Annotated in this window: 17 protein-coding genes; all 17 read right to left on the bottom strand. The window is 41.8% G+C overall.

What is annotated here, in order from left to right:
* Nucleotides 1-396: 396 nt before the first annotated feature.
* The 17 genes from AOG26_RS18405 to AOG26_RS18325 all read right to left on the bottom strand — a co-directional run bounded on the left by AOG26_RS18405 (nucleotide 397) and on the right by AOG26_RS18325 (nucleotide 22,141).
* Nucleotides 397-1,080, bottom strand: a complete 684-nt coding sequence (locus AOG26_RS18405) for a hypothetical protein (protein WP_054563812.1) — start codon at nucleotides 1,078-1,080, stop codon at nucleotides 397-399.
* A 699-nt stretch (nucleotides 1,081-1,779) separates the two neighbouring features.
* A complete protein-coding gene (locus AOG26_RS18400; RefSeq protein ID WP_054563811.1) occupies nucleotides 1,780-2,214 on the bottom strand; it encodes a GNAT family N-acetyltransferase in 435 nt (144 codons plus the stop codon).
* Nucleotides 2,215-2,337: 123 nt separating this feature from the next.
* Nucleotides 2,338-4,296: a methyl-accepting chemotaxis protein gene (locus AOG26_RS18395; RefSeq protein ID WP_054563810.1), complete on the bottom strand. Its 1,959-nt coding sequence runs from the start codon at nucleotides 4,294-4,296 to the stop codon at nucleotides 2,338-2,340.
* A 285-nt stretch (nucleotides 4,297-4,581) separates the two neighbouring features.
* A complete protein-coding gene (locus AOG26_RS18390) occupies nucleotides 4,582-5,193 on the bottom strand; it encodes an FMN-binding negative transcriptional regulator (protein WP_054563809.1) in 612 nt (203 codons plus the stop codon).
* Between the two features lie 61 nt (nucleotides 5,194-5,254).
* A complete protein-coding gene (gene asd, locus AOG26_RS18385; protein ID WP_054563808.1) occupies nucleotides 5,255-6,397 on the bottom strand; it encodes an aspartate-semialdehyde dehydrogenase in 1,143 nt (380 codons plus the stop codon).
* Nucleotides 6,398-6,516: 119 nt separating this feature from the next.
* Nucleotides 6,517-7,413 (bottom strand): lipid kinase YegS, encoded by an 897-nt coding sequence (gene yegS / locus AOG26_RS18380; RefSeq protein ID WP_054563807.1) that lies wholly within the window; start codon nucleotides 7,411-7,413, stop codon nucleotides 6,517-6,519.
* A gap of 137 nt (nucleotides 7,414-7,550) precedes the next feature.
* Nucleotides 7,551-10,184, bottom strand: a complete 2,634-nt coding sequence (locus AOG26_RS18375) for a TonB-dependent receptor domain-containing protein (protein WP_054563806.1) — start codon at nucleotides 10,182-10,184, stop codon at nucleotides 7,551-7,553.
* A gap of 78 nt (nucleotides 10,185-10,262) precedes the next feature.
* Entirely contained in the window at nucleotides 10,263-13,016 is a 2,754-nt protein-coding gene (locus tag AOG26_RS18370; protein WP_054563805.1) for a hypothetical protein, read from the bottom strand.
* 290 nt (nucleotides 13,017-13,306) lie between these two features.
* Nucleotides 13,307-14,614 carry a tetratricopeptide repeat protein gene (locus AOG26_RS18365; RefSeq protein WP_054563804.1) on the bottom strand — a complete coding sequence of 436 codons (1,308 nt, stop codon included), beginning with the start codon at nucleotides 14,612-14,614 and terminating at the stop codon, nucleotides 13,307-13,309.
* Between the two features lie 17 nt (nucleotides 14,615-14,631).
* Nucleotides 14,632-15,237 carry an energy transducer TonB gene (locus AOG26_RS18360; RefSeq protein WP_054552071.1) on the bottom strand — a complete coding sequence of 202 codons (606 nt, stop codon included), beginning with the start codon at nucleotides 15,235-15,237 and terminating at the stop codon, nucleotides 14,632-14,634.
* Nucleotides 15,238-15,249: 12 nt separating this feature from the next.
* Complete coding sequence (locus AOG26_RS18355) at nucleotides 15,250-15,663, bottom strand: ExbD/TolR family protein (protein WP_036971869.1); 414 nt, start codon at nucleotides 15,661-15,663, stop codon at nucleotides 15,250-15,252.
* Nucleotides 15,664-15,708: 45 nt separating this feature from the next.
* A complete protein-coding gene (locus AOG26_RS18350; RefSeq protein ID WP_054563803.1) occupies nucleotides 15,709-16,236 on the bottom strand; it encodes a MotA/TolQ/ExbB proton channel family protein in 528 nt (175 codons plus the stop codon).
* Between the two features lie 3 nt (nucleotides 16,237-16,239).
* Complete coding sequence (locus tag AOG26_RS18345; protein WP_054563802.1) at nucleotides 16,240-17,607, bottom strand: MotA/TolQ/ExbB proton channel family protein; 1,368 nt, start codon at nucleotides 17,605-17,607, stop codon at nucleotides 16,240-16,242.
* A gap of 10 nt (nucleotides 17,608-17,617) precedes the next feature.
* Nucleotides 17,618-18,370: a DUF3450 domain-containing protein gene (locus AOG26_RS18340; RefSeq protein WP_054552068.1), complete on the bottom strand. Its 753-nt coding sequence runs from the start codon at nucleotides 18,368-18,370 to the stop codon at nucleotides 17,618-17,620.
* Between the two features lie 176 nt (nucleotides 18,371-18,546).
* Nucleotides 18,547-19,152, bottom strand: coding sequence for a DsbA family protein (locus tag AOG26_RS18335; RefSeq protein WP_054563801.1), 606 nt, complete (start codon nucleotides 19,150-19,152; stop codon nucleotides 18,547-18,549).
* Nucleotides 19,153-20,232 (bottom strand): diguanylate cyclase, encoded by a 1,080-nt coding sequence (locus AOG26_RS18330; protein WP_235575516.1) that lies wholly within the window; start codon nucleotides 20,230-20,232, stop codon nucleotides 19,153-19,155.
* A 19-nt stretch (nucleotides 20,233-20,251) separates the two neighbouring features.
* Nucleotides 20,252-22,141 (bottom strand): methyl-accepting chemotaxis protein, encoded by a 1,890-nt coding sequence (locus AOG26_RS18325; protein ID WP_054563799.1) that lies wholly within the window; start codon nucleotides 22,139-22,141, stop codon nucleotides 20,252-20,254.
* Between the last annotated feature and the right edge of the window lie 61 nt (nucleotides 22,142-22,202).

Genomic DNA, 22,202 nt, shown 5'->3' with positions numbered 1-22,202 from the left:
AGCGAGTTGCGAGAGTAAAGTTAGCAAGTTAGAAAGCCACAAGGTGAAAGTTTCTAGGAGGCGTTTCAACGACGAACATCTAAATTCACGGCTAAAGCCGTTCCTACGGGATTCATCGTATAGGGGTGAAACTTGTTTCGTGCTCTTGTAGGTCGTGCTTTAGCGCGATTGAGGGGAAAGTTAGCAAGCTACAAGGTGAAAGTTTCTAGGATACGTTTCAACGCCGAACAAGTAGCAGCGATTTTATATCGCGTCCCAGAGCCTGAATCCTAGCGCCTAATGTTTTCTTTCGTAGGCGTGAAACTTGTTTCGCGCGTTGTCTTGTAGATAGTGCTATAGCACGTAATTTGAAGAATGTTCACGGTTATTGTCGCCATAAATGACGATCTACAAAGACTATCCATTGGTAAAAACTAATTGAGATGGGTTGTCTGTTTGAATAAACAAGACTCTTGTCACTGTTGAACCTGATTCATCTTTTGATGTGTTTGTGAAAAGGTAGTTTTCATCAAAAGTACTCAACTTATCAAGATCAAAATCAGAGTTAGCCTCATGGTGAAATGACATAGCACAGACTTTACCTCTACAAGCAAAGTCTTCAGCATAAACGTCGTTTGTGCGAATTTGACTCAACATCTCGAGCAGCTTAACTTCTCTTACTATTGAATTATCGGTTTCTTCTGCACCTCGTACATTATTCAAAAAGTCATGAAATTCAGGAATTGTGATTGCGCCAAATACGCTTTGCTGTTTAATTTGCCCATTATCAGTGATGAATGAATTGGTAACAGATTCTGATGATGAAAAATGTCTATCAGCTAAATTCGTTTGTTGACCTCGCTCTTCACTCACCTTATTACCTTCAGGCTCTGAATTGGCTAATTGTTTAACTTGAATAGTGCTTTGATGTATATCTTTGTTATTCGCCGAGATCACTTCTTTATTAGAATCACTATTAACTTGACTCTCTATTACGGTAGCCGTCACCTCACTATTGTTGCTCGATGAAGTAACCAAATAAGTTATTAGCGAACTGATAGCAATCAAAATTAAAACTGTGAATCCATTTAGTTTAACCATTACTAAAATCCTTTTATTTTTAAACCTTAATTCCCTGAAAATACAATAGATTATTTTGTATGACAAGTAATGATTTTTTTTTTATAAGATACAAGGGGAAAGTTTGTAGGAGGCGTTTCAACGCCGAACAAGTAGCAGTGATTTTACATCGCGTCCTAGAGCCTGAATCCTAGCGCCTAATGTTTTCTATTGTAGGCGTGAAACTTGTTTCGCGCGTTGTAAGTCGTGCTTTAGCGCGATTGAGGGGAAAGTTAGCAAGCTACAAGGTGAAAGTTTCTAGGAGGCGTTTTAACGGCGAACAGGTAGCAGTGATTTTATACCGCGTCCCAGACCCTGAATCCTAGCGCCTAATGTTTTCTTTCGTAGGCGTGAAACTTGTTTCGCGCGTTTGTAGGTCGTGCTTTAGCGCGATTGAGGGGAAAGTTAGCAAGCTACAAGGTGAAAGTTTCTAGGAGGCGTTTCAACGCCGAACAAGTAGCAGCGATTTTACATCGCGTCCCAGAGCCTAAATCCTAGTGCTTAATGTTTTCTATCGTAGGCGTGAAACTTGTTTCGCGCGTTGTAGGTCGTGCTTTAGCGCGTTAAAAAGAAGTTAGTGAGACACAAGCTGAAAGTATGTAGGAGGCGTTTCAACGTAGTACATTCATCGTTCACGGTTATTGTCGCCATAAATGACGACCTACACGGCTGAAGCCGTTCTTACACGAGTTCCATATGCAATATTGGAAATGGTTTGCCCATATCATCTAATGGCGAGCGTGAGGCAACTTTAAACCCCATATGCTGATAAAACCCCACTGCAAGTGGGTTTTGCTCATTAACATCTACTTTGTTGGCAGCTAATTGCTCAACCGCATAGTTCAAGAGTGTTTTACCTATCCCCATACCCCTTGCGGCATCTAAAATGAACAACATTTCTATTTTACACTCATGTACGCCAACGAAGCCTAAAATTGCCTGATGCTCATCCTTAATGCACTTTAAAGTCACATTAGGAAATGCCTGTTCAATAATAATTGGCTTAAAAAAAGCGATGTCGTCTTCAGTTATAAAATCATGGGTTGATCGAACTGAGTTTTCCCATACAGCGAGTAGCTCTGGATAATCTTGGGCGTTCACACTATCTATTTTCATTATTTGCCATTTTATAGGAGTTTTCGTGCCTTGTGTTCTCTAATCAAATAACAAAATGATTCGTTACACGCTTTAGTTATTTATTCCATTAAAGCATGCAAAGTATATGAAACAAAGTGTATTTTACACTTTAAATTTACCCACTAAATCAGTCAGTGTATTCGATAACAGGTTTAGTTTCTCTCCATTACCTCTTGCACTATCGGCAATTTCGCTTACATCATCTGCCGCATTTTTAATTTCAACCACATTGCGGTTAATGTCTTCGGCTACATGCTGTTGCTCTTCGGCTGCAGTGGCAATTTGTGTATTTAAATCGCTAATATTGACGATGGACGCGGTTATTTCGCTAAATTGTTGCTGTGCTGAATGAGCTAGATCAACTGTTTTGTTTGTACGGTTTAAGCTGGTTGTCATCTCTTTTGACACTTGATCAGACATTTTACGTAACGTATCTAACTGACTTGCTATTTCTTCTGTTGATTCTGAGGTTCTTTGTGATAACGCACGCACCTCATCTGCAACTACCGCAAAACCTCGACCATGGTCGCCTGCCCTCGCCGCTTCAATTGCTGCATTTAAGGCTAACAAATTGGTTTGCTCTGCAATGCCTCTTATGACACTTAAAATCGACATGATATTTTCACTTTCAGCGTCGAGTTGATTTATATCCTGGGTTGCTTTGGTGATCACCTCAGACAAAGACACAACACTATCAACCGTTTCAGATATAACACTTTGCCCAAGCTCAGAGGCCTGCTGTGTTTGCGATGCAAGTTCGGCTGCATTGGCACAACTAGCAGAGACTTCATTAGCAGTCGCTGCCATTTCATTAATCGCAGTGGCCGCCATTTCAAGGGCTTGTTGTTGCTGTGATGTTGAACCAGATAACTGCGCCGCCTGTGATGATGTTTGCGCTGAGGTATCACTAACATTTTGCGCACAATCATTAATTTGCGTGACTAAATCCGATATTAGATTCAAAAATAAGTTAAAGCTGTTAGCCAGTTTGGCCGTTTCATCGCGTGTTTTAATCACTAAACGTTTAGTTAAATCACCACCACCTTGCGATATCTCGGTAAGACCATCACTTACTTCAACAATAGGTGCAGAAATTAATTTAGAAATATAGCTAGCAACTAAAATGAACACAGCAATCAAGATTGCACTGATGACTAAAATGGTAATCGTCATTGCGTTTGCAGCACTCATCACTTCAGATTTTTCAACTAAACCTATAAATTTCCAGCCTAGTTTTTGCGAGGTGTAAATATTTGCTAAGTAATCTTTGCCATTAATGTCGATTTCAAATTGCCCCTGATTATTCTCAGCGAGCTGTTTGTATTTTCCGTTATTGACTTGTGCTAACTGTTTAAACCTGTAATCAGCATTTTTAACGTCAACGAGTACATTGCCACTATCTTCAATCAACATTAAATAGCCAGTTTCACCAAGTTTAATGTTCGCAATAATATCGGTAAGGCCCTGCAAGGATACATCCATGCCCTGCACACCAATAAACTCTCCTGCTTGTTTAATCGCTTTAACAGTAGAAACAATTACCATGTCATCGGCTGCCCAATAATAGGCATTGGTTCTTACCGTTTTACCATCTGCTGCTTTGCCTGTTTCGTACCAAGGCCTCACTCTAGGGTCATAATTCGCTGTAACTTCACCCTCTGGCCATTGAATATAACCGCCTTGCTCATTACCCATATAAATATATGCAAGTCCCGGGTGGGTGGCGCCAAAGTGATCAAACAAACTAAAGGCGTTTTGTTCGATGTTACTACCACTTAAATGATCAAGCTTTTCTGCACTAGGTGACTGCATATGGGTTTTAACACCTTGCTTGGCATCTAAGATAGCGGCATGGGAAGCAAGGTAATCGACGTTTTTTTCGATTTCGGCAAAAAACATACTGATACCATTATCGACTTGTCTTGCTTCTCTTTCACTAAGCTCGGCAAAACTATCGAGGGCTTGCTGTCTTGTTTGTGTAATTACAAGCACAGCAATGATAATGAGTGGCAGCGCAATGGCTGACGCAAAGGCGAGTTTTAATTTTTTTGAAATGTTCATAGCCAACTTCCAACTAAGCACTTAAGAAAATATAGTGAGGGCTTGGAAGTTCGGCAAATAATTAAGTGTTTATTTTTTCGGTGCAAAGTAGATTAGGATAAATAAAATCAATCAGTTTTACATATCTTCTAAGATTGCTTTAACTCGAAACTTACCGTCTCTAAATATGACATTTAGTTGACAGATACATGGAATGTACTAACTTTAGCTTTAGTAGTTAACATGCTTTTAACAAAGCAGTGCTTGATACTTTCCAACCAATTGGCAGCATTTGCGGGATGCAAATTAGCTGCCTATTCCTACTTCATGTTTAAGCATATAGCTAAGTAAGGCTTGGGCATCTGGGTGTTTATCTGATTTTAACCCTGTTACAACACCTTGTTGATCCGCTGCCGATTTATGCTGGCCTAACTTCTCTTTTGCCTGAATTGAATCAAGTTCGATTTTAATACCAACAATGCCACGAAGTAACTTGGCTTGATAATCAGCTGGCAATAAGCTGGTGTCGTTTAAAATACTTGGCTCGTATTGGCTAATTAACTCATCTAGGCAGGCTAAGGTGTTTTCATCATTGAGGTATTCTACTTTGCCCTTGGCATGCACCGCAGCGTAGTTCCAGGTCGATACAGCTGGCTTCTCACTATACCAAGTGGGTGAAATATAACTATGCGGCCCATTAAAAACCACTAATACACGGGTACCTTGCAAGCTTTTGCCGTGACGATTAGCCCGAGACACATGACCATATAAAGTACCAAACTCGCCCTCATCGGGTTTATAAACTAAAGGTAAATGAGTTGCCTCAAACTCACTATCAACCATCAGAGCAAAGCTGTAGGTTTTGATAAACTGCGATACTCGCTCTGGTGTCATTTTCCATTTATTAGGGGTGTGCATTACTTTCCTTTAGTGCTAAAAAAGGCCAGCAAACTGCTAGCCTTAATATTGAGATGTGTGATTAATGTTGGCCATCAACAATAATGCGTAACATGCGACGAAGTGGCTCAGCTGCACCCCATAACAATTGGTCACCAACCGTAAACGCACTGATATACTCTGGGCCCATCGCTAATTTACGAATACGACCTACCGGAATAGACAACGTGCCAGTTACTTTTACAGGGGTTAAATCTGTAGCTGAAATGTCACGATCATTCGGGATCACTTTTACCCACTCATTGTGAGAAGCAAGAATTTCTTCAATTTTCTCAACGCTAATGTCTTTGCGCAGCTTAATTGTCATCGCTTGTGAGTGACAACGCATTGCGCCAATGCGAACACATAAACCATCAACAGGGACAGGTTGTTCGCTGCTACCTAAAATTTTGTTTGCTTCAACTTGCGCTTTCCACTCTTCTTTACTTTGACCGCTTGGCATTGGTACATCAATCCAAGGGATAAGGCTACCAGCTAGAGGCACACCAAACTGGTCTTGCGGTAAATCGCTTGAGGCAATTTTTTCGGTGACTAACTTATCAATCTCAAGAATCGCAGCATTTGGATCTGCAAGCTTGTCTGCCACAGTTTCGTGAATTGCACCCATTTGCGCAATTAACTCTTTCATGTTGCGTGCGCCTGCACCAGAAGCCGCTTGATATGTCATTGGGCTTACCCATTCAATCAAGTCTTGTTCAAATAAACCGCCTAGCGCTAATAGCATAAGTGATACGGTACAGTTGCCGCCCACATAGGTTTTAACACCTTGCTCTAAGCCTGCACTGATAACGTCTTTGTTTACTGGGTCTAGCACAATAATACTGTCGTCACTCATACGCAGTGCCGATGCCGCATCAATCCAGTAACCTTGCCAACCTGATTCGCGTAATTGCGGGTAAACGGCTTTGGTATAGTCACCGCCTTGGCAAGTAACAATAATATCCATCTTCGCAAGCTCAGCGATATCATTGGCATCTAAAAGCGGTTTAGCAGGACCCGCAAGATCAGGACCTAATTGACCGGTTTGTGAGGTGGTGAAAAAAGTCGTGTCGATATTAGAAAAATCATTTTCTTGCTGCATACGTTCTAATAACACAGAGCCAACCATGCCCCGCCAACCGACTAATCCTACTTTTTTCATTGTTTGTTCCACTGTTTGATTCATTCAAATTACCTAAACTGTTAAAAATTAAAGTCCATTGCGTGAGAGTTTAATTTTTACAGAAGTAATCTAGCATTGCGGCCTTAGCAAAACCAGCGCTAACCGAGTAACATCAAAATTTTTCATCTTAGCATCGGGCAAGCGTCTGGTAGCACCATGTTTAGCGCGCCAGCATGCACTTCAAAACGCTGTTGTTTTGAGGTGATTGGCTCGCCATCTAAGTTTATTGGCATTTCTGTTTGTGTTTGCCATTCAAGCCAAGGCACTTGAAAGCGTTTTACCCATTGTTGCGATGAATTAGGGTAATTGCTGAGCTCTTCGATAACCGCTGGTACATCTGAAATTGCAAATGATGTAAACGCCACTAAATCAACCAAGCCATCATTTATGTACGCATGTGGCGCAAGTGGCTGGCCACCGCCCGCTTGGCGGCCATTACATACGGCGGCGGCAATAATATCTCCCGAAGTACGTTCACCATCAGGCAGCGTTAACTCGCCACTGTAAGGTACAAAACTCAGCGCTTGTACAAGACCAGCCAAGGTATACGCGCCACCACCGAGTAAGTTTTTCAGTGCAGGCGGTGTGGTTGCGGTAATTTTTGCCCCAAAGCCAGCACTGGCTACATTCACAAAATAGCGCTTATCAACCTCTACCGTATCAATTGCATACGGCTGACCCTGTGCGGCAAGTTTCAGCGCTGGCAAGTACCCGTGAGGAATATTAGCGGCTGTTGCAAAATCATTTGCTGTGCCCATAGGTAAAATTGCAAGCTCTAAACGTTGTGACTTTTCCAGTTTCATTAATGCATTAACGGCTTCATTAACGGTGCCATCACCACCAGCTACTACAACACGTTTTACACCCTCTGCCACGGCTTCATTGATAAAGCGCTCAATGTCACCGCCTTCATAGGTAACACGCACCGCAAGTTGCTGACTAGTTCGAAATTGACCGATGGCGTCACGAAGCTGCTCATCAGCCGCTTTTTTGCCATTTATAATTAACCGTAAGTCCATTTTAAATCCCTGTTTTAACACTTAGAACTACCATAACACGCAATGGTTTATAGACAATACAGAAACAAAAAAGCCCTGCTAGTGCAGGGCTAAATCAACGTTAGGATTTATTATTGTATCCTTCCTTGGTCAGAGATTTAAAACTGATATTTGTACTCAATTGAGAACTCAGTGCCTTTCTCTTTAGAGCGAGTTAAGGTACCCGCTGACTCTATTTCAGATTTTGCGCCCAAAATATTCGTCACTTTAAACTTCAAGCTTGAGTTGAAATCAGGGAAATAGGTGTAGTTAAAGTCTAGAGAGTGGAAAGGTTGCTCCATCCAATCTTCTTGACCTTCAATGCCAGGAATTATAATCCGCTCACCAAATACGTTATAGATTAGCGTTGAAGCATGTTGCCCACTAGGTGCGTCATAGCCTAACTGCATGTTTACAACATATTTTGAGTGACCCGTCATGCGACGTGTTGTATTTGTAACCGCTGCAGAAACCCCTGTTTGTTCAACAATCGCCTGACGGTCCATGTTGATTTCTGAGTCACTTAAAGTCACGTTACCTGTCATGAATACGTCTTGCCAGAATCCACCTAAGAAAGCGAAATCTTTCAGGTATTCAAATTCAACACCAGCAACATAGCCATCTTCTGCATTAGCAATACGTACCAGAGGTGGACCATCTTGTGCAGGTGATTGAACAGACTCAATTGGGTCAACCATGTCTTTATAGAACACACCAACAGAGAAGTTCTCGCCCGTATCAAAATAGTTTTCCCAGCGGAAATCATAGTTTTTGATTTGGGTTGTACGTAGACCTGGCGTACCACCTACAGGGTATTCTGTAAGCGGATCGATGTAAGTTGCGTCAGAAATCTCACGTAAATCTGGGCGAACAACAGTTTCACCATAGCTTAAGCGCCATTGCGTTTCGTCACTTTGTACATAAGTTAATGCAAGTGCGCTATAAACGTCGTCTTCACGGAATGCGAGCTGATCTAACTCATCATAATCGATAGAAGATGCAAGGCCACCAGTAAATGGGTCAAGAGGAACAGATACTTGACGGAAATCTTCCCAACGTAAACCACCGGTAATACGCCATGTGTTATTGAAGAAGAAATCAGCTTCGAAGTAGTATGCATCCACTTTCTGCGCTGACTTATAGTCATCGCCTGAAACCGTTGTGTCGTTTAAGATTGGCTGCGTTAGTGACGCGTTTGTAAGTACATCATCAGATAAAATGGTGTTTAACTCATTTCCGTTTAAGTCAACATCTGAGAATGCACGTGTATTGATATCAAAACGACGGTTAGTTGCTGAACGCTCTTTAGAGATAAAGTCGGCACCTGATTTAAGCTCAACATCCACGCCATCTAGCATAATAGGCAACGTAAAGTTAAAACCGTAGTTCTCTACTTCATCATCCAAATCTTGGAAAGTGTAACGTGCAGCTGTTGTTGCATTGGTTAATGCGCTTTCGTTTACTGTATCGTAAAACCCATCTTCGTTAGCATCAGTAACAATGAAACGAGTTTCCATGTTACCTGGTGCGTAACGGTTTGAGCGACCAATTGAATACTTCCAGTCAAAACCCGCGTAATTCAACCAATCAAAAGTATGCATACCTTTTAACTGATTAACGATCAGCTCACGCTCTTCATAACGAACATCGTACGAGCGTACACGCTTGTTGTCTGAGGTATTGTTGTTTTGGTCAATACCTAAACGGTCTGAAATTTTATCTTCAGTATCACGTAGGATTAATGCTGTGTAGTCAATTTTATGCGCTTTGTCATACTCAACACCAACCGTAACCATTCCTGATGTCTTAACCGTGTGTTCTGTACTTAGTACTTGGTCATAACCACGGATCATGGTTGTTGAGTTTTCACCAATCAAGAAACCTTGACCTTGATACTCATCTGAAACAACGTGTTTATTATCGTAGCTAAGCGACGATAAGAAACCGTAGCGCCATTTATCCGATTCAAAGCTGTTACCTAACGTGGCAGTGAACTTTGTATTTGGATCAACCTTTGCTGATTTTGGATCATAATCGCGATTTAACGACAGTGCTAAAGCACGGCTTTGCTCAGGTGTTAAATCATCAAGCGATTGACCACTTTGGTATACATCAAGGATAGGACGCGGAATTTCGCGTGTGCCATCGTCAACACCGTACCAGTCATCCGAACCACCGTTGTATTCAAGACCATCATCAAAGTTATTGTTGTTATAACCAAGCTGACCCGTCACATCAAATACAAACTGATCAGGAATTGATTTCAAGCGAATATCAACGTTACCACCACCAAAAGATGCTGGCATTGACGGTGAATATGATTTTTGTACTGATAAGCTTTCGATAATACCTGATGGAAATAAATCCAGTGGTAATACAGAACGCGTTGGATCTGGGCTTGGTACAGCAGAATTATTTAACTGTGTACTTGAATATCGTTCACCTAGACCACGTACATAAATAAACTTACCATCAACAAGTGTTAAACCTGTTACACGGCGTAGCGCTGCAGCAGCGTCACTATCACCACTACGTGAAATTTGCTCTGCACCCATAATATCAGCAACGAATGCTTGCTGTTTACGCTCTTCTAGAACAGCTGTTGCAGTGCCTTTTAAACGACTTGCACTTACAACAACTTCTTCAAGAACAGCTTCTTCGTCTGCTTCAGCTGCGTGTGCTGAGACACTCAATCCGCATAAGATAGCTGCGCTTAGTGCTGTTAAGCTGAACTGTTTTGAATATTGTTTCATGTTTACCTCTATCTGAAATAAGTTACAGAAAGTTGTTTAAAGGTGCTAAACACGTTGTTTAGCACCTCGCTTACTGTGTTATTCCAGACCTACTGTCCAACCTTCAGTCCAGTTGTTATCAGCAGATACTGCACCAATGTGCGTTGTTGTATCGAAGAAACCGTCGATTGCTTTAACGTCTGTCGCTGTTGTTGTATCGATAGTGAAGATACCATTTACAACTTGCGTTTGACCTGTAGCAACTAAGTTACCTAATGTGTTTGTCCACCAGTTTTCAACACTGAAATCTACACCACTTGGGTCTTTGAAGTTTTCAGAACATGCAATCACTGATGATTTAATCATTAAGGTACCATCTTGAGCATTCTTAACTGTTTCACTTTCACCTGAAGCAGCACCTTCAATCTCTAGACATTCGCCCATACCTTCAGGGCCCGTTACGATTGCGTTATAGATTTGCGCACCCGTACCTTCACGGAAGTACATACCTTCTGAGTCATCTTCACCATCAAAGGTATTACCGATGATTGTTAAGTTAGCAATTGTTGGGTTTGACTTAGGTGTTTTAGACGGTGTAGAACCATCGTTGTCTGCTTCAATACCACGGTTCGCGTCTGAGTTATCAGCTGCTTGCTTAACAAGAATGTGCTGCATTTTACCTTGGAAACCATTGTCCCAGTCGATGCTGTCATCTTGAATGCTTGTTAGTACTAAGTACTTCGCTTGAACGTTACCACCGAAGAACTCAACACCGTCATCCGCATTTTGGTGTACTTGTACATACTCAACAGTTGTACCAGAACCAACACCACCGAACGTGATACCGTTTAATTCGTTATCTGGTGCGATTTCGTACCCACCATTCATCACACGAACATAACGCAGTGTACCTGAGTTATCCGTTGTATCAGTACCACCGAACACCGCACCTGACTCAACACCTTCAACTTGAAGTGCACAATCACCTTCTGCTGGACACTTGTTTGATGGTGCGTTACCAAGAAGTACTAAACCACCCCATTGACCAGCGGCTGTAGTACCACCCATCACATCTTGGCTTGAAGTGAACGAGATTGGCTCATCTTTAGTACCGTTAGCATTAATTTTTGAACCACGGCTAATTACTAAGTAATCATCACCTGTACGGCCATATACTGTTACGCCTGGCTCGATTGTTAAAGTAGCTGAATCTGCATTATCTTCACCTACAAATACTGCGCCGCTTAATGCGTAGTAGTTACCCGCAGTAAGAGTTAAATCAGCGGTGATACGACCAGACACTTCACATGTTGTTGTGCTGCCATCAACTGGAGAAATTGACGTTGTACCTGATGGACAACCTGCTACTGCTGGTGGTGCAGTTACTTCACCGCCACCGTAACCAAATGCCCAACCTTCACGCCAGTCATCTGAATCATTCAGTGCACCAACAAAGTCAACTGTATCGAAGAACGCATCAACAGTATTTGCTACATCTTGGCCCGCGCCTAGTAATGGAGAACCTGCAATTGGTTGACCGTTTGCACCAAGCATTGGCTTATCATTGATTACGTTACCAGATTGTGCTGTAAACCACGTTTCAAGCTCTAGTAATGAATTGCCGCTACCATCAACTGGGTTTTTGAAGTTTTCGCCATTAGTACACGACATGAATGTGTTTTGAATTAAGATAGTACCATCGTTAGCGTTATTAACTGTTTCGCTTACACCGTCTTCAGCACCTTCAATTTCTAAACACTCACCCATTTCGTCAGAGCCAGTGATCACAGAGTTGTAAAGGTGTAAACCTGTACCTTCACGAAGGTAGATACCCTCAGCATCGTCTTCACCGTCGAAGTTGTTGCCGATGATTGTTAAGTTAGAGATGATTGGTAATGATTTTGGTTCTTTAGAAGGTGTGCTACCGTCGTTATCTGCTTCGATACCACGGTTTGCATCTGTTGAATCTGGATCTTGTTCAACGTAAACGAATTGCATTTTACCTTGGTAACCATTGTCCCAGTCGATGCTATCGTCGTCGATGCTTGTTAATACAACGTGCTTCAGATTTACCGCACCACCGAAGAATTCAACACCATCATCTGAGTTGTTGTGAACTTGTAAGTACTCAACCGTTGTACCAGAACCAACAGCACCAAATGTAATACCATTTAGTTCATTATCTGGGGCAATTTCATAACCAGCATTTTTAACAACAACGTACTTTAAAGTACCAGAACTATCTGTATTGTCTGTACCGCCGAATACAGCACCAGATTCAACACCTTCAACTTGAAGAGCACAATCGCCTTCAGCAGGACACTTATTAGAGATACCGTTACCAAGAAGCACCATACCGCCCCATTGGCCTGCAGATGTTTCTTCACCAACTACGTCTTGCTTAGAAGTAAAGATGATAGGGTCGTTTTTAGTACCTGTAGCTTCAATTTTAGAGTCACGGCTAACAACTAGGTAATCAGAACCGCTGTTACCGAATACTACCGCACCCGCTTCAATTGTTAACGTTGCACTGTCTGCTTTATCGTTACCAACGAATACAGCACCATCAAGCGCCCAAAATGCGTCTGTTGATAATGTTGTATCTTCAGTGATTACGCCTGAAAGAACTTGTACTGTCACATCACGACCTAATGCAGCAGACACTTCGTTCGAAAGACTTTGGCTGTATACACCCGGTAACTCTTCAGTTGTTGGTGGTGTAGTTGGGTTAGTAGGTGTAGTTGGTTGCTCAACTGTTTCTTCTACGTTGATGTTGATATCACCACCGCCACAACCTGCTAGTGAGATTGCTGTAGCTACAAGACTAACCTTGAATAAGCCAGATAATTTCATTGTTCACTCCGTTAAGATAGATATTTAATTATTGTGTTAGCGCATAAACTCAAGTCACCAAAAAGCACTGAAACTTAATGCTTTTGGGTCACTTGAGTTTTAAACTGCGACTACCTTACGGGAGCTGTATGACAAACTAGTTACACTTTAATAAACATAAAATGACAATATTAATTATATAAAAAAGAGTAAGTTAGTTTATTTTAGGAACTGAAAAAAGCCGCCCGAAGGCAGCTTTGGTGTTGCGATTATAAATTAGTTCTTTTGTACGCTTACCTGTTGAATACGATTTAGAGTAAAGCGGTACGTAATGTTTCGGCGTGCACTTTTTCACGCTTCACATACTTGATCCATTGCTCAGCTAAACGCTGCGACTTTTTGTGTTTTTCCGCTTGTTCAAACGCTAAAATCGAGGCATCAAAGTTTTGTAAATTGTATTGCGCCATACCTAAGGCAACATACACATTCGATTCAAACTCTAAGCCGCCTTTATCTAGGGCTTTACGTGCTGCATCCGCTGCTTCTTCGTATTTTTCAAGATTGATGCTTACCTCTGCAATACGTTGTTCGTACTGACCATGCGTTACTAAATCAGCGGCTTTTGCAAAGTAAGCAAGTGACTTTTCAGCTTCTTTTGCTTGTACCATCGCTTCTGCAACAAAGGCATAGTTTTTCGCTGATTTTTCAGCGACACCGTCTTGCATAGCTTTACTCATAACATTTGCCGCTTTAAAAGCCAGGCCGTTGTATAAATACACTTGTGATAATTGACGTAGATCTGATTTAGATTTCATGAAACCTTGTTGATATGCCGCTTCTAAAACCGCTAATTGCTTTTTCTCTGCGCCCGTTTCACCGTACATGCCGCCTAACTGAACCCAGTACTCTGGCTTGTTGTAAAGCTTAACTAAACGTTCAAGTACCTCGACCACTTTGTCAGACTGATTAAGTGAGTAGTACATTGCACGCTGTAAGATTAACCAGTTTTCTTTTGGCATTTCACCTTTGCTGTCGGCTTCTGCGATAGCTAGGTTAATGTTTTCAATGCCTTTTTGGTAATCTTTAAGCTGATAATACGCTTGAGATTTCAATACATAATAAGCATCTGTTTTAGGCTTGTCGTTAATCACATCCCACTGTGCTAAATATTTGATTACCTTTTCGTAATCGCTATTAGCCATTGCAAGTTGCGCTAAACTAAACGTGGTGCTTACACGTAAGGTTTCTGGAATCGCATCTTCGTTTACTACTTTTTCAAACGATGCAATTGCTTTATCAAGGTCGTTTTCGTTGTAGTAAATAAAACCGTAGAAATTATGCATCATGGCAATTTCATACGAGTTCATGCTCGAAGAGCGCTCTTGAATACTATCAAGAGCTTCTAACCCTGCTTTTGCATCTCCATCATCAGCCAGCTTTTGTGCTCGTGCTAATTGGCTATACACTTTTTCGCGCAGTGCAGGTACCCGTTTAGTTTTTTGTTCTTGTGCGTAAGCCGTTGCCAGTGTGACACCTGGTAACATGCTAACAACGCTTGGGACTACAAGGCTGCTTGTGAAAGCAGCCGCGCAAATCACGGCAACTTTTAAAGGTTTCATAATCGCATTCCTCTTTTCTAACCGTTAATTTGGAAAGAAATTTTGTTCTGTACGCCCGCTACTTCAACAGCTTCACCGTTAACAACGCGCGGTTTATATTTAAATTTAAGTGCTGCATCCATCGCAGCGCGGTCAAACAAAGACTCTGGTTCAGCTTTAATAACTTTCGGGTCACGTACTGTGCCTTGCTTGGTTACTGTAAACTCAACAATCACATAGCCTTCGATCCCACGCGATAAAGCTCGGCGCGGATAAACAGGCGCTACTTTTACAATCGGTAAGTATTCACCGTCGCTTGATTCAAGGGCTAAGCCGCCAGCTAAGTTAACGTCGGCTTCAACACTGGCACCAAAGTCAAAGTTGGCATTGCTCGCGTTAGGATCACTGTTTTGCATTTGCGGTGATTCCATTGGCGGAGGTGGCTCTTTTGGCGTTGGTGGCTTTTGCGGTTTACGTTCTTTCTTTTGCACTGTCTCTTCTTTTTTCAGACGAACAAAATCAAGTACGTTTCCTTTTACGGGCTCAGACATGGCCCCTTCACCACCGGTGATCAGTGCCTGCATGCCTAAAAACAGCATGACAGTCACGATACCAGCGATGATTAATGCAACTATATAACGCATCGCTCACATTCCTTATGATGCTTCTTGCGCAGCAATCGACACATCAAATGCGCCTGCAGCACGTGATGCATCCATTACTTTAATAAGTACATCGGTTGTGGCTTTCTTATCAGCTTGAATAACCACACTACCTTGTGGATTTTCAGCTTTTAAGCGCTCGATATTTGCTTGTACTGCACGAACATCTACTTGGCGTTTGTTGATCCAAATTTCACCTTTGTCAGAAATAGCAACTAAGATGTTGGCACGCTCTTTTTTCACTGCCGTTGCCGCTTCTGGGCGGTTTACATCAATACCGGCTTCTTTTACGAATGATGCTGTTACGATAAAGAAGATAAGCATGATGAAAACAACGTCTAGCATTGGCGTCATGTTGATTTCTTCAGCGTCGTCTTCTTGAAATAAGTTACCTAGTGGCGCTCTCATTGTTAGTCTCCTAGTGGGTGATGCTCACATCACCCTAAAATTCGTTTAGTGGTCTAAGACCATGTTGTCTTCAAGTAATTGCACTTCGCGTTTTGCACGACGTTGTAAGAACGTTGATGCGAAAACCCCTGAAAGTGCACCCACCATGCCGGCCATTGTTGGGATAGTGGCTTTAGACACCCCTGATGCCATCGAACGTGCACTGCCTGTGCCTGTGATTGCCATTACATCAAATACTTCGATCATGCCGGTTACGGTACCTAACAGACCTAAAAGTGGACATAACGCAACCATTACGTTGATTAGCGCAAGGTTATTATTTAGTTGCATGCCAGCGCGTGAAATCATCGTTTGGCGAATTTGCTCTGCGTTCCAGCTGTTACGCTCTGCTCTATTGCTCCAAGTACTTTTTACGTCTTTCTTGTAGCGTTTAAAGCCACCAAAGAAATACATAAAACGCTCAAGTATCAATAACCACATCGCGAAGATGAGGACACCGATGACCAAGAGAACTTGGCCACCTGTGTCGAGGAAATCACGTAGAGCATTGATTGCATCAATCAATAGCACCATGATTTATGCTCCTTTCTCGCTTCGCTCTGCGATGATACCTGCGCTTTGCTCTTGTAAAATCAACAGCATATTTTTAGAACGCGTGTTAAGAAGTGTGTATAAGAATACTGTTGGGATAGCCACAACCAGACCAAGTACCGTTGTTACAAGTGCCTGAGAAATACCACCCGCCATTAGTTTAGGGTCACCTGTACCGAACAAGGTAATTGCTTGGAAGGTGTTAATCATACCGGTTACCGTACCTAGTAGACCAAGTAGTGGTGCTACCACAGAGATAATCTTAATTAGCGTCAGGTTACGAGTAATTTTTGGCATTTCACGAATGATTGCTTCGCTTAATTTAAGCTCAAGCGTGTCGTACGCTACATCTGGGTACTGATCTTTCACTTTCATTACGCGACCAAGTGGATTGTCATCACGTGCCACTGTGTCTTTAAGCTGACGACGGATTTTGCTACCCATAATCATCAGAGATACAAAACGCTCAAGTGCAATTAGTAAAGCGATTAAACCAACACCTAAGATGATGTAACCAACCGTACCACCTTGGTGAACTTGCTCTTCAGTATCTGGTGCTTGTACTAAAAGGCCTAAGATTGAACCACCTGTAGGGTCAAGTGCGAACGGTACAACACCTGAATTTGCTTGCTGTAAATCAGCTGCAGTTGCTGTGTAACGGCTGCTAGGCTGACGCGTAAGCTGGCTGATTGTATTTGTAGCCGGTGTGTACTCAAGGTATTTACCGTCTGCGATTAAGTTAAATGCACCAACACGCACCACTTCTTTTTGTGCTTTGCTGCCACCTTCAACGATTACATCTGTTGTAAAGCGAGATACTTTACCTTGCTCAGTCATTTCGCGTTGTAATTCAAACCAAACTTTTTCGATATCATCGATAGAAGCAAGCTTTGACGTTGAACCCATTTTTTGTGCTAGTTCATCCATGAAGTTACTACGACCAGGAAGCTCTGCAGAAACAACTGACGTCATGAATTTGTTGCTTGAATCGCCCGCAACTTGTTGTAACACACCGAATAGTTCTTTAAGTGAACCCATGCGGTTAGAAAGTGTGTCTGTTAAGTTAGCTAGCTTTACTTCGTTTTCTTCAAACTGAGTTTCTAAACGCTCTGATTCGTTAAGCATTGCAGTACGTTTTGCTTGTGTATCTTTAAGCATTTGTACTTGTTCGTTTTGACGTGCCATGAACTCTTGTTCACGTTGTTTATTTTCGGCGCTTTGCTGTGCTTTACCTTGCTCTAATGTTTTTAGTAATGAGTCTAAATCCATTGGCTCAGCCGCTAGGCTGCTACCAGCAAAACCAAGGCCAGCTGCAAACACGGCCATTTTTGTCATTTTCGTAAATAATTTCATCTCAAACCTCTTATTCAGCAGCGTGGACTGGCAGTGTTAACATATCTGGGGCAAGTTGCTTACGTGCAATGCGTAAGCCTTTGTTGATTTGGCTGATTGCAGAATCTGGTAATTCAACAAACGATTTTGTTTCTTTATCCCAGCTGCCTGCTTTTTTGCCATCGCGTGTTAAATAAATAAGTTCTAAACGACCGATGCGTAAGAAATCTACTTCGCGCTCTTGGCCATCTACATTCAGTAATGATGTATACGCTTCGATAGTGCGACCGTAATCAACTTCTACTTGGTAAGCTTCAAGTAAGCGGCGGAATTTTTCACTTGAAGTGATGTCTGCGCGATCCATCATTTCTTTTAATGATGCAATACGCTTGCTACGTTCTTCAGTTAAGAAAGGCACGTCTAGTGCAACGAATTGTTCAAGACCTGTGATCATACGCATCATTAACGGCGTAATTTGACGCTCGATAACCGATACCTGATCCATTGACTCGTTTAACGCGTCCATTTCTGCAATTTGGTTATTCAATTGCTTAGTAAGTTGCGCGTTATAAACAGTTAAGCCGTCAATTTCTTTATTAAGGGCTTTGAATTGTTGTAAACGACCTTGCATTGAATCTGCAATCTTGTCGATTTTAGTTTGTGATTGCGCTGCAGATTTGTTTATCTCGCTGCTTTTATCAATTACTTTATCTAGATCGTTTGCATGTACTGCTGCAGATGCCGCTACAATACCTGCTAAAATCAGTGGTTTAACGCCTTTCATCGCATACACCTTTACTCGTTAAGTTAGCTTAATTTGCTAGTTGGGTTGTTTTATTGTGCGAAAGGATAACGATGAAAAATGACAAGCATGTTGCGCAAAAAATACAAAAATATGACAGCTGTAACAATTAGTTTATATTGCGCAAAGATAAGGCAAAAGTTGGAGGGTTTCGGGAACTAAATATGAGATGTTATTTGCTGATAAGTGCTTTGCCAGTCTTGATAATTAACCGGGATAGCAGTGTATAGCCCTTTATTTTCAAGGACTAAAGATGGAAATCCTTGAATAGGTAAGCTTCTGGCTTGGTTTATTTCGGCCATGAGTAATGAATTTATTTTTTCACTTTCAATTTCGTTTATAAATGCGTTTTTTTCTAACCCTATTTGCTCAGCAAGGCTTGCAAGAGTGCTGATGTCAGATGGATTTTGTGCATTTAAGTAGTAGGCTTTTTGAATGGCGTAAAGCATTTCACATTCTTTATTGTGCTGCCTTGCAACAAGCACAGCACGGCATGCAGGGTAAGTAGAGCGACGTGGTTGCGCGGTATGCCAAAACTCATGATTAAATGGAGTGCCAAGCTGCTGTTCTATACGTTGCCATGTTTGCTGTAAAAACTGCTGCATATCTATTGGCATTAGCTCATCTGAATCAGGCGCAAGGCCACCCACTTTATATTCAATAGCCAGTTTATCGTCAAGGGCAGCTTTTAGTTTTAACCAGGTTTCTCTGTAGCCCCAGCACCAACTACACATTGGGTCGTATACATAAATTAGCTTGGCCATTTAGCTTATCTCAGTTAAATCAGAGACCACTACATTACGCCCTTTCGCTTTGGCTTTATAGAGGTTGTCGTCGGCTTGTTTAATCGCTTTACTAAATTGGCTACCACGTTCTAGGCTGGCAATGCCAATACTACAGGTAATGGTTACAGACTGCCCAACATCATAAGGGATCTGTTTTTCGGCGACATAACTACGCAGTTTTTCAGCCACCGCATGGGCAATGTTAAGCCCGGCTTTTGGCAGCAAAATAATAAACTCTTCGCCGCCATAACGGGCTTTTATATCTGTGCCACGTAATTTATCGTGCAGCATAGAGGTAAAGGCTATTAATGCCTGATCGCCAAAGTCATGACCATAAGTATCGTTAAGTGATTTAAAGTTATCTAAATCAATTAATAATACCGACATAGGTAAATAATTAGCCGCTTCAGCTTCAAGGCGCGGCTGAATATGCTCATAAATGTAACGACGATTGGCAAGGCCTGTTAGTGGGTCTGTTAATGCATCGCGTTTTTCTATTAAGGTAATATCAGCAATTTTTTGATGGCTTTTTTGCCTAAAGTATTCACTGATCCCAGAAAACAAAATTACCATAGTGAAAGAGGCTAAAAACCGTGAGGTTTCAACTTGCCCGTAATGCGCTTGCCCAAAGTTGGGGCTGAACAGCAGTGCAACTGCACTAGCGTACATAATACCAACCAACACACTGCCCACTTTTAACCCTAAAGTGACATAAGCCACAATAGGGTAAAACATGAGCCAATATAAAGCGGTGTTTTCTTTGCCGCCGGTGTACACCAAGGCCACACAGAGAAGCAAAATAATCGATAAAATAATGCAGCTTACAGAGACTAAAGCACCAGTGCGAAAGTAATAGAGCATGCACAGCACAATAGTTATATCGCTCACCACTAACATAATAGTGAGCGGTAAGGCGTAAATTTGATAGTTAGATAACACTAACGAAGTGATTAATACGATGGCAAAAAAAGCCATGGCAAATAACGTGAAGGCACGACGCTGTTTATCCGCCGTGTCGACACTGTTTAACGTAATGGCATTAAGCCAATTTTGATCCAAAATTGCAGTCTCTTAACAACTAAACTTTAAATTTAAGTACCAATTGCTCAAGCTCATAGAACTGGGCTTTCAATTTAGTGCACTCATTCAATGTATTATTAAGATTGCTTTGACCTTGATTTGAAAGCTCACTAATTGAGTGTATATCACTGTCTAGGCTTTGAATCACTTGGTTTTGCTCAGTCGTGGCATTAGCAACACTGTGGTTCACCTCATCGATTGACTCAATGGCACGGGTTACCTCAGCCATTTTATCGCCTGCTACATGAGCTTGCTCAACACTCTTTTCACTGTCGCGAATACTGGCCGTCATAACTTCAACGGCAGTCGCAGAACCTTGTTGTAACTGAGAAATGGTGTCTTCGATTTCTTGTGTTGATTGTTGTGTACGGTGCGCAAGTTGGCGTACTTCGTCAGCTACAACCGCAAAACCACGACCTGCTTCACCGGCACGGGCCGCCTCTATCGCCGCATTAAGAGCGAGCAAGTTAGTTTGTTCACTCACACCTTTGATCACTTCAAGCACTTGGCCAATGCTTACAGTGTGTGCATCTAAACTATTAATGGTTTTTTGCGCCTGCTCCATATTACGAGATAAAGCATTAATCGCGGATAAGTTGTCAGCTAATGCAGATTGGCTTTGTAACGATTGGCTGTTAGCACTGGTTGCTAACGTTGACGCATTACTTGCACTATTTGAGATTTCTACCGCACTCGATGTCAGTTCATTGATTGCCGTTGCCACGTTATCAGTACGTTTTGTTTGGTCAGCATACATGTCGAGCGTGCCTTGAGTTTGGTTAACTAAACTCTCAACTAAGCGTTCAAGCTCAACGGTGGTATTTTTAACTTGCTCGATTGATGTATGAATTTTCTCGATGAACGCATTAAAGTAATGGCTTAACTCGCCAAACTCGTCATTGTTTTCAACCTCAAGACGGCGAGTTAAATCCCCCTCACCTTGGGCAATATCTTTAATTGCATCGTTTAAGCGCTGCATTGGACGCATTAAATAGCGAAGTAAAAACTGCATCATTAATACAATCGCCACTATACCCATTAGCATGTAAATAGCCGCCATATTTCTAAATGAGGCAACTGATGAGTAAGCAATTTCTTCGTTGATCACCACACCTAAATACCAATCAACGTTTTGAATTCCTTTGATTTTGGTAAACGATACCAATTTGTCTAAGCCACCTACCTGTACTTCAACAAACTCAGATTGTAACGACAAGCTTTTACCAAATAAGTCACTCATGTTTTTGTCGTTAAATTTAGTTTCTGGGTGGCTTAAAATGCGGCCTTCACTATCTAGTAAAAAACCATAACCAAAGCCTAAAAAGTCAATTTCGTTGACGATTTTAGTAATGGTTTTCATGTCGATGTCGGCACCTGCAACCCCACTAAACACACCGTTGGCTTGCATAGGCGCTACAGCTGAAATAGTCAGTTCATTGGTGGTTACGTCAATATAAGGAGCAGTAAAGGCAGTGTTTGTTTTGTTTTCAACAAGCTTGTACCACGGGCGTGTTGTTGCATCGTAGTCTGGCGGTAAGACAACAGATTGGTCATTCAATACAAAGGTGCCATCCGTGATACCAATATAGGTATTCTTAAAACTCCCCGCTTTGTCGGCTGTATTCAGCTGCGTAAGTGTAAGTTCTTTGCTATCACCAAGTTGATAGGTATCAGCAACTGACGAAACAATCGCTAATTTAGCATTTAACCAGTTAGCTATGTTTTGCGACACTGACTGAGAAATCTCTTGAAGAACGAGCGAAAGCTGCTCCTGCGTTTGGCTGCGCATAGAGATGAAGTTATTAATGGTGAATAAACCGAGCACTATCACTAAAACCAGTGATGCAGCCACAGTTACCTTGGTGGTAAATTTAAGAGTGCTTTGCATGACAAACCTGTTTGTTATTTTTTTCGTTGTTAGCCTCATTATATTTAACAAATTTAAAGCT

The sequence above is a fragment of the Pseudoalteromonas sp. UCD-33C genome (genome assembly GCF_001306895.1).
GTDB lineage: Bacteria > Pseudomonadota > Gammaproteobacteria > Enterobacterales > Alteromonadaceae > Pseudoalteromonas.
Note: the sequence above shows the minus strand (reverse complement) of the source record. Positions and strands in the feature narration are given on the sequence as shown.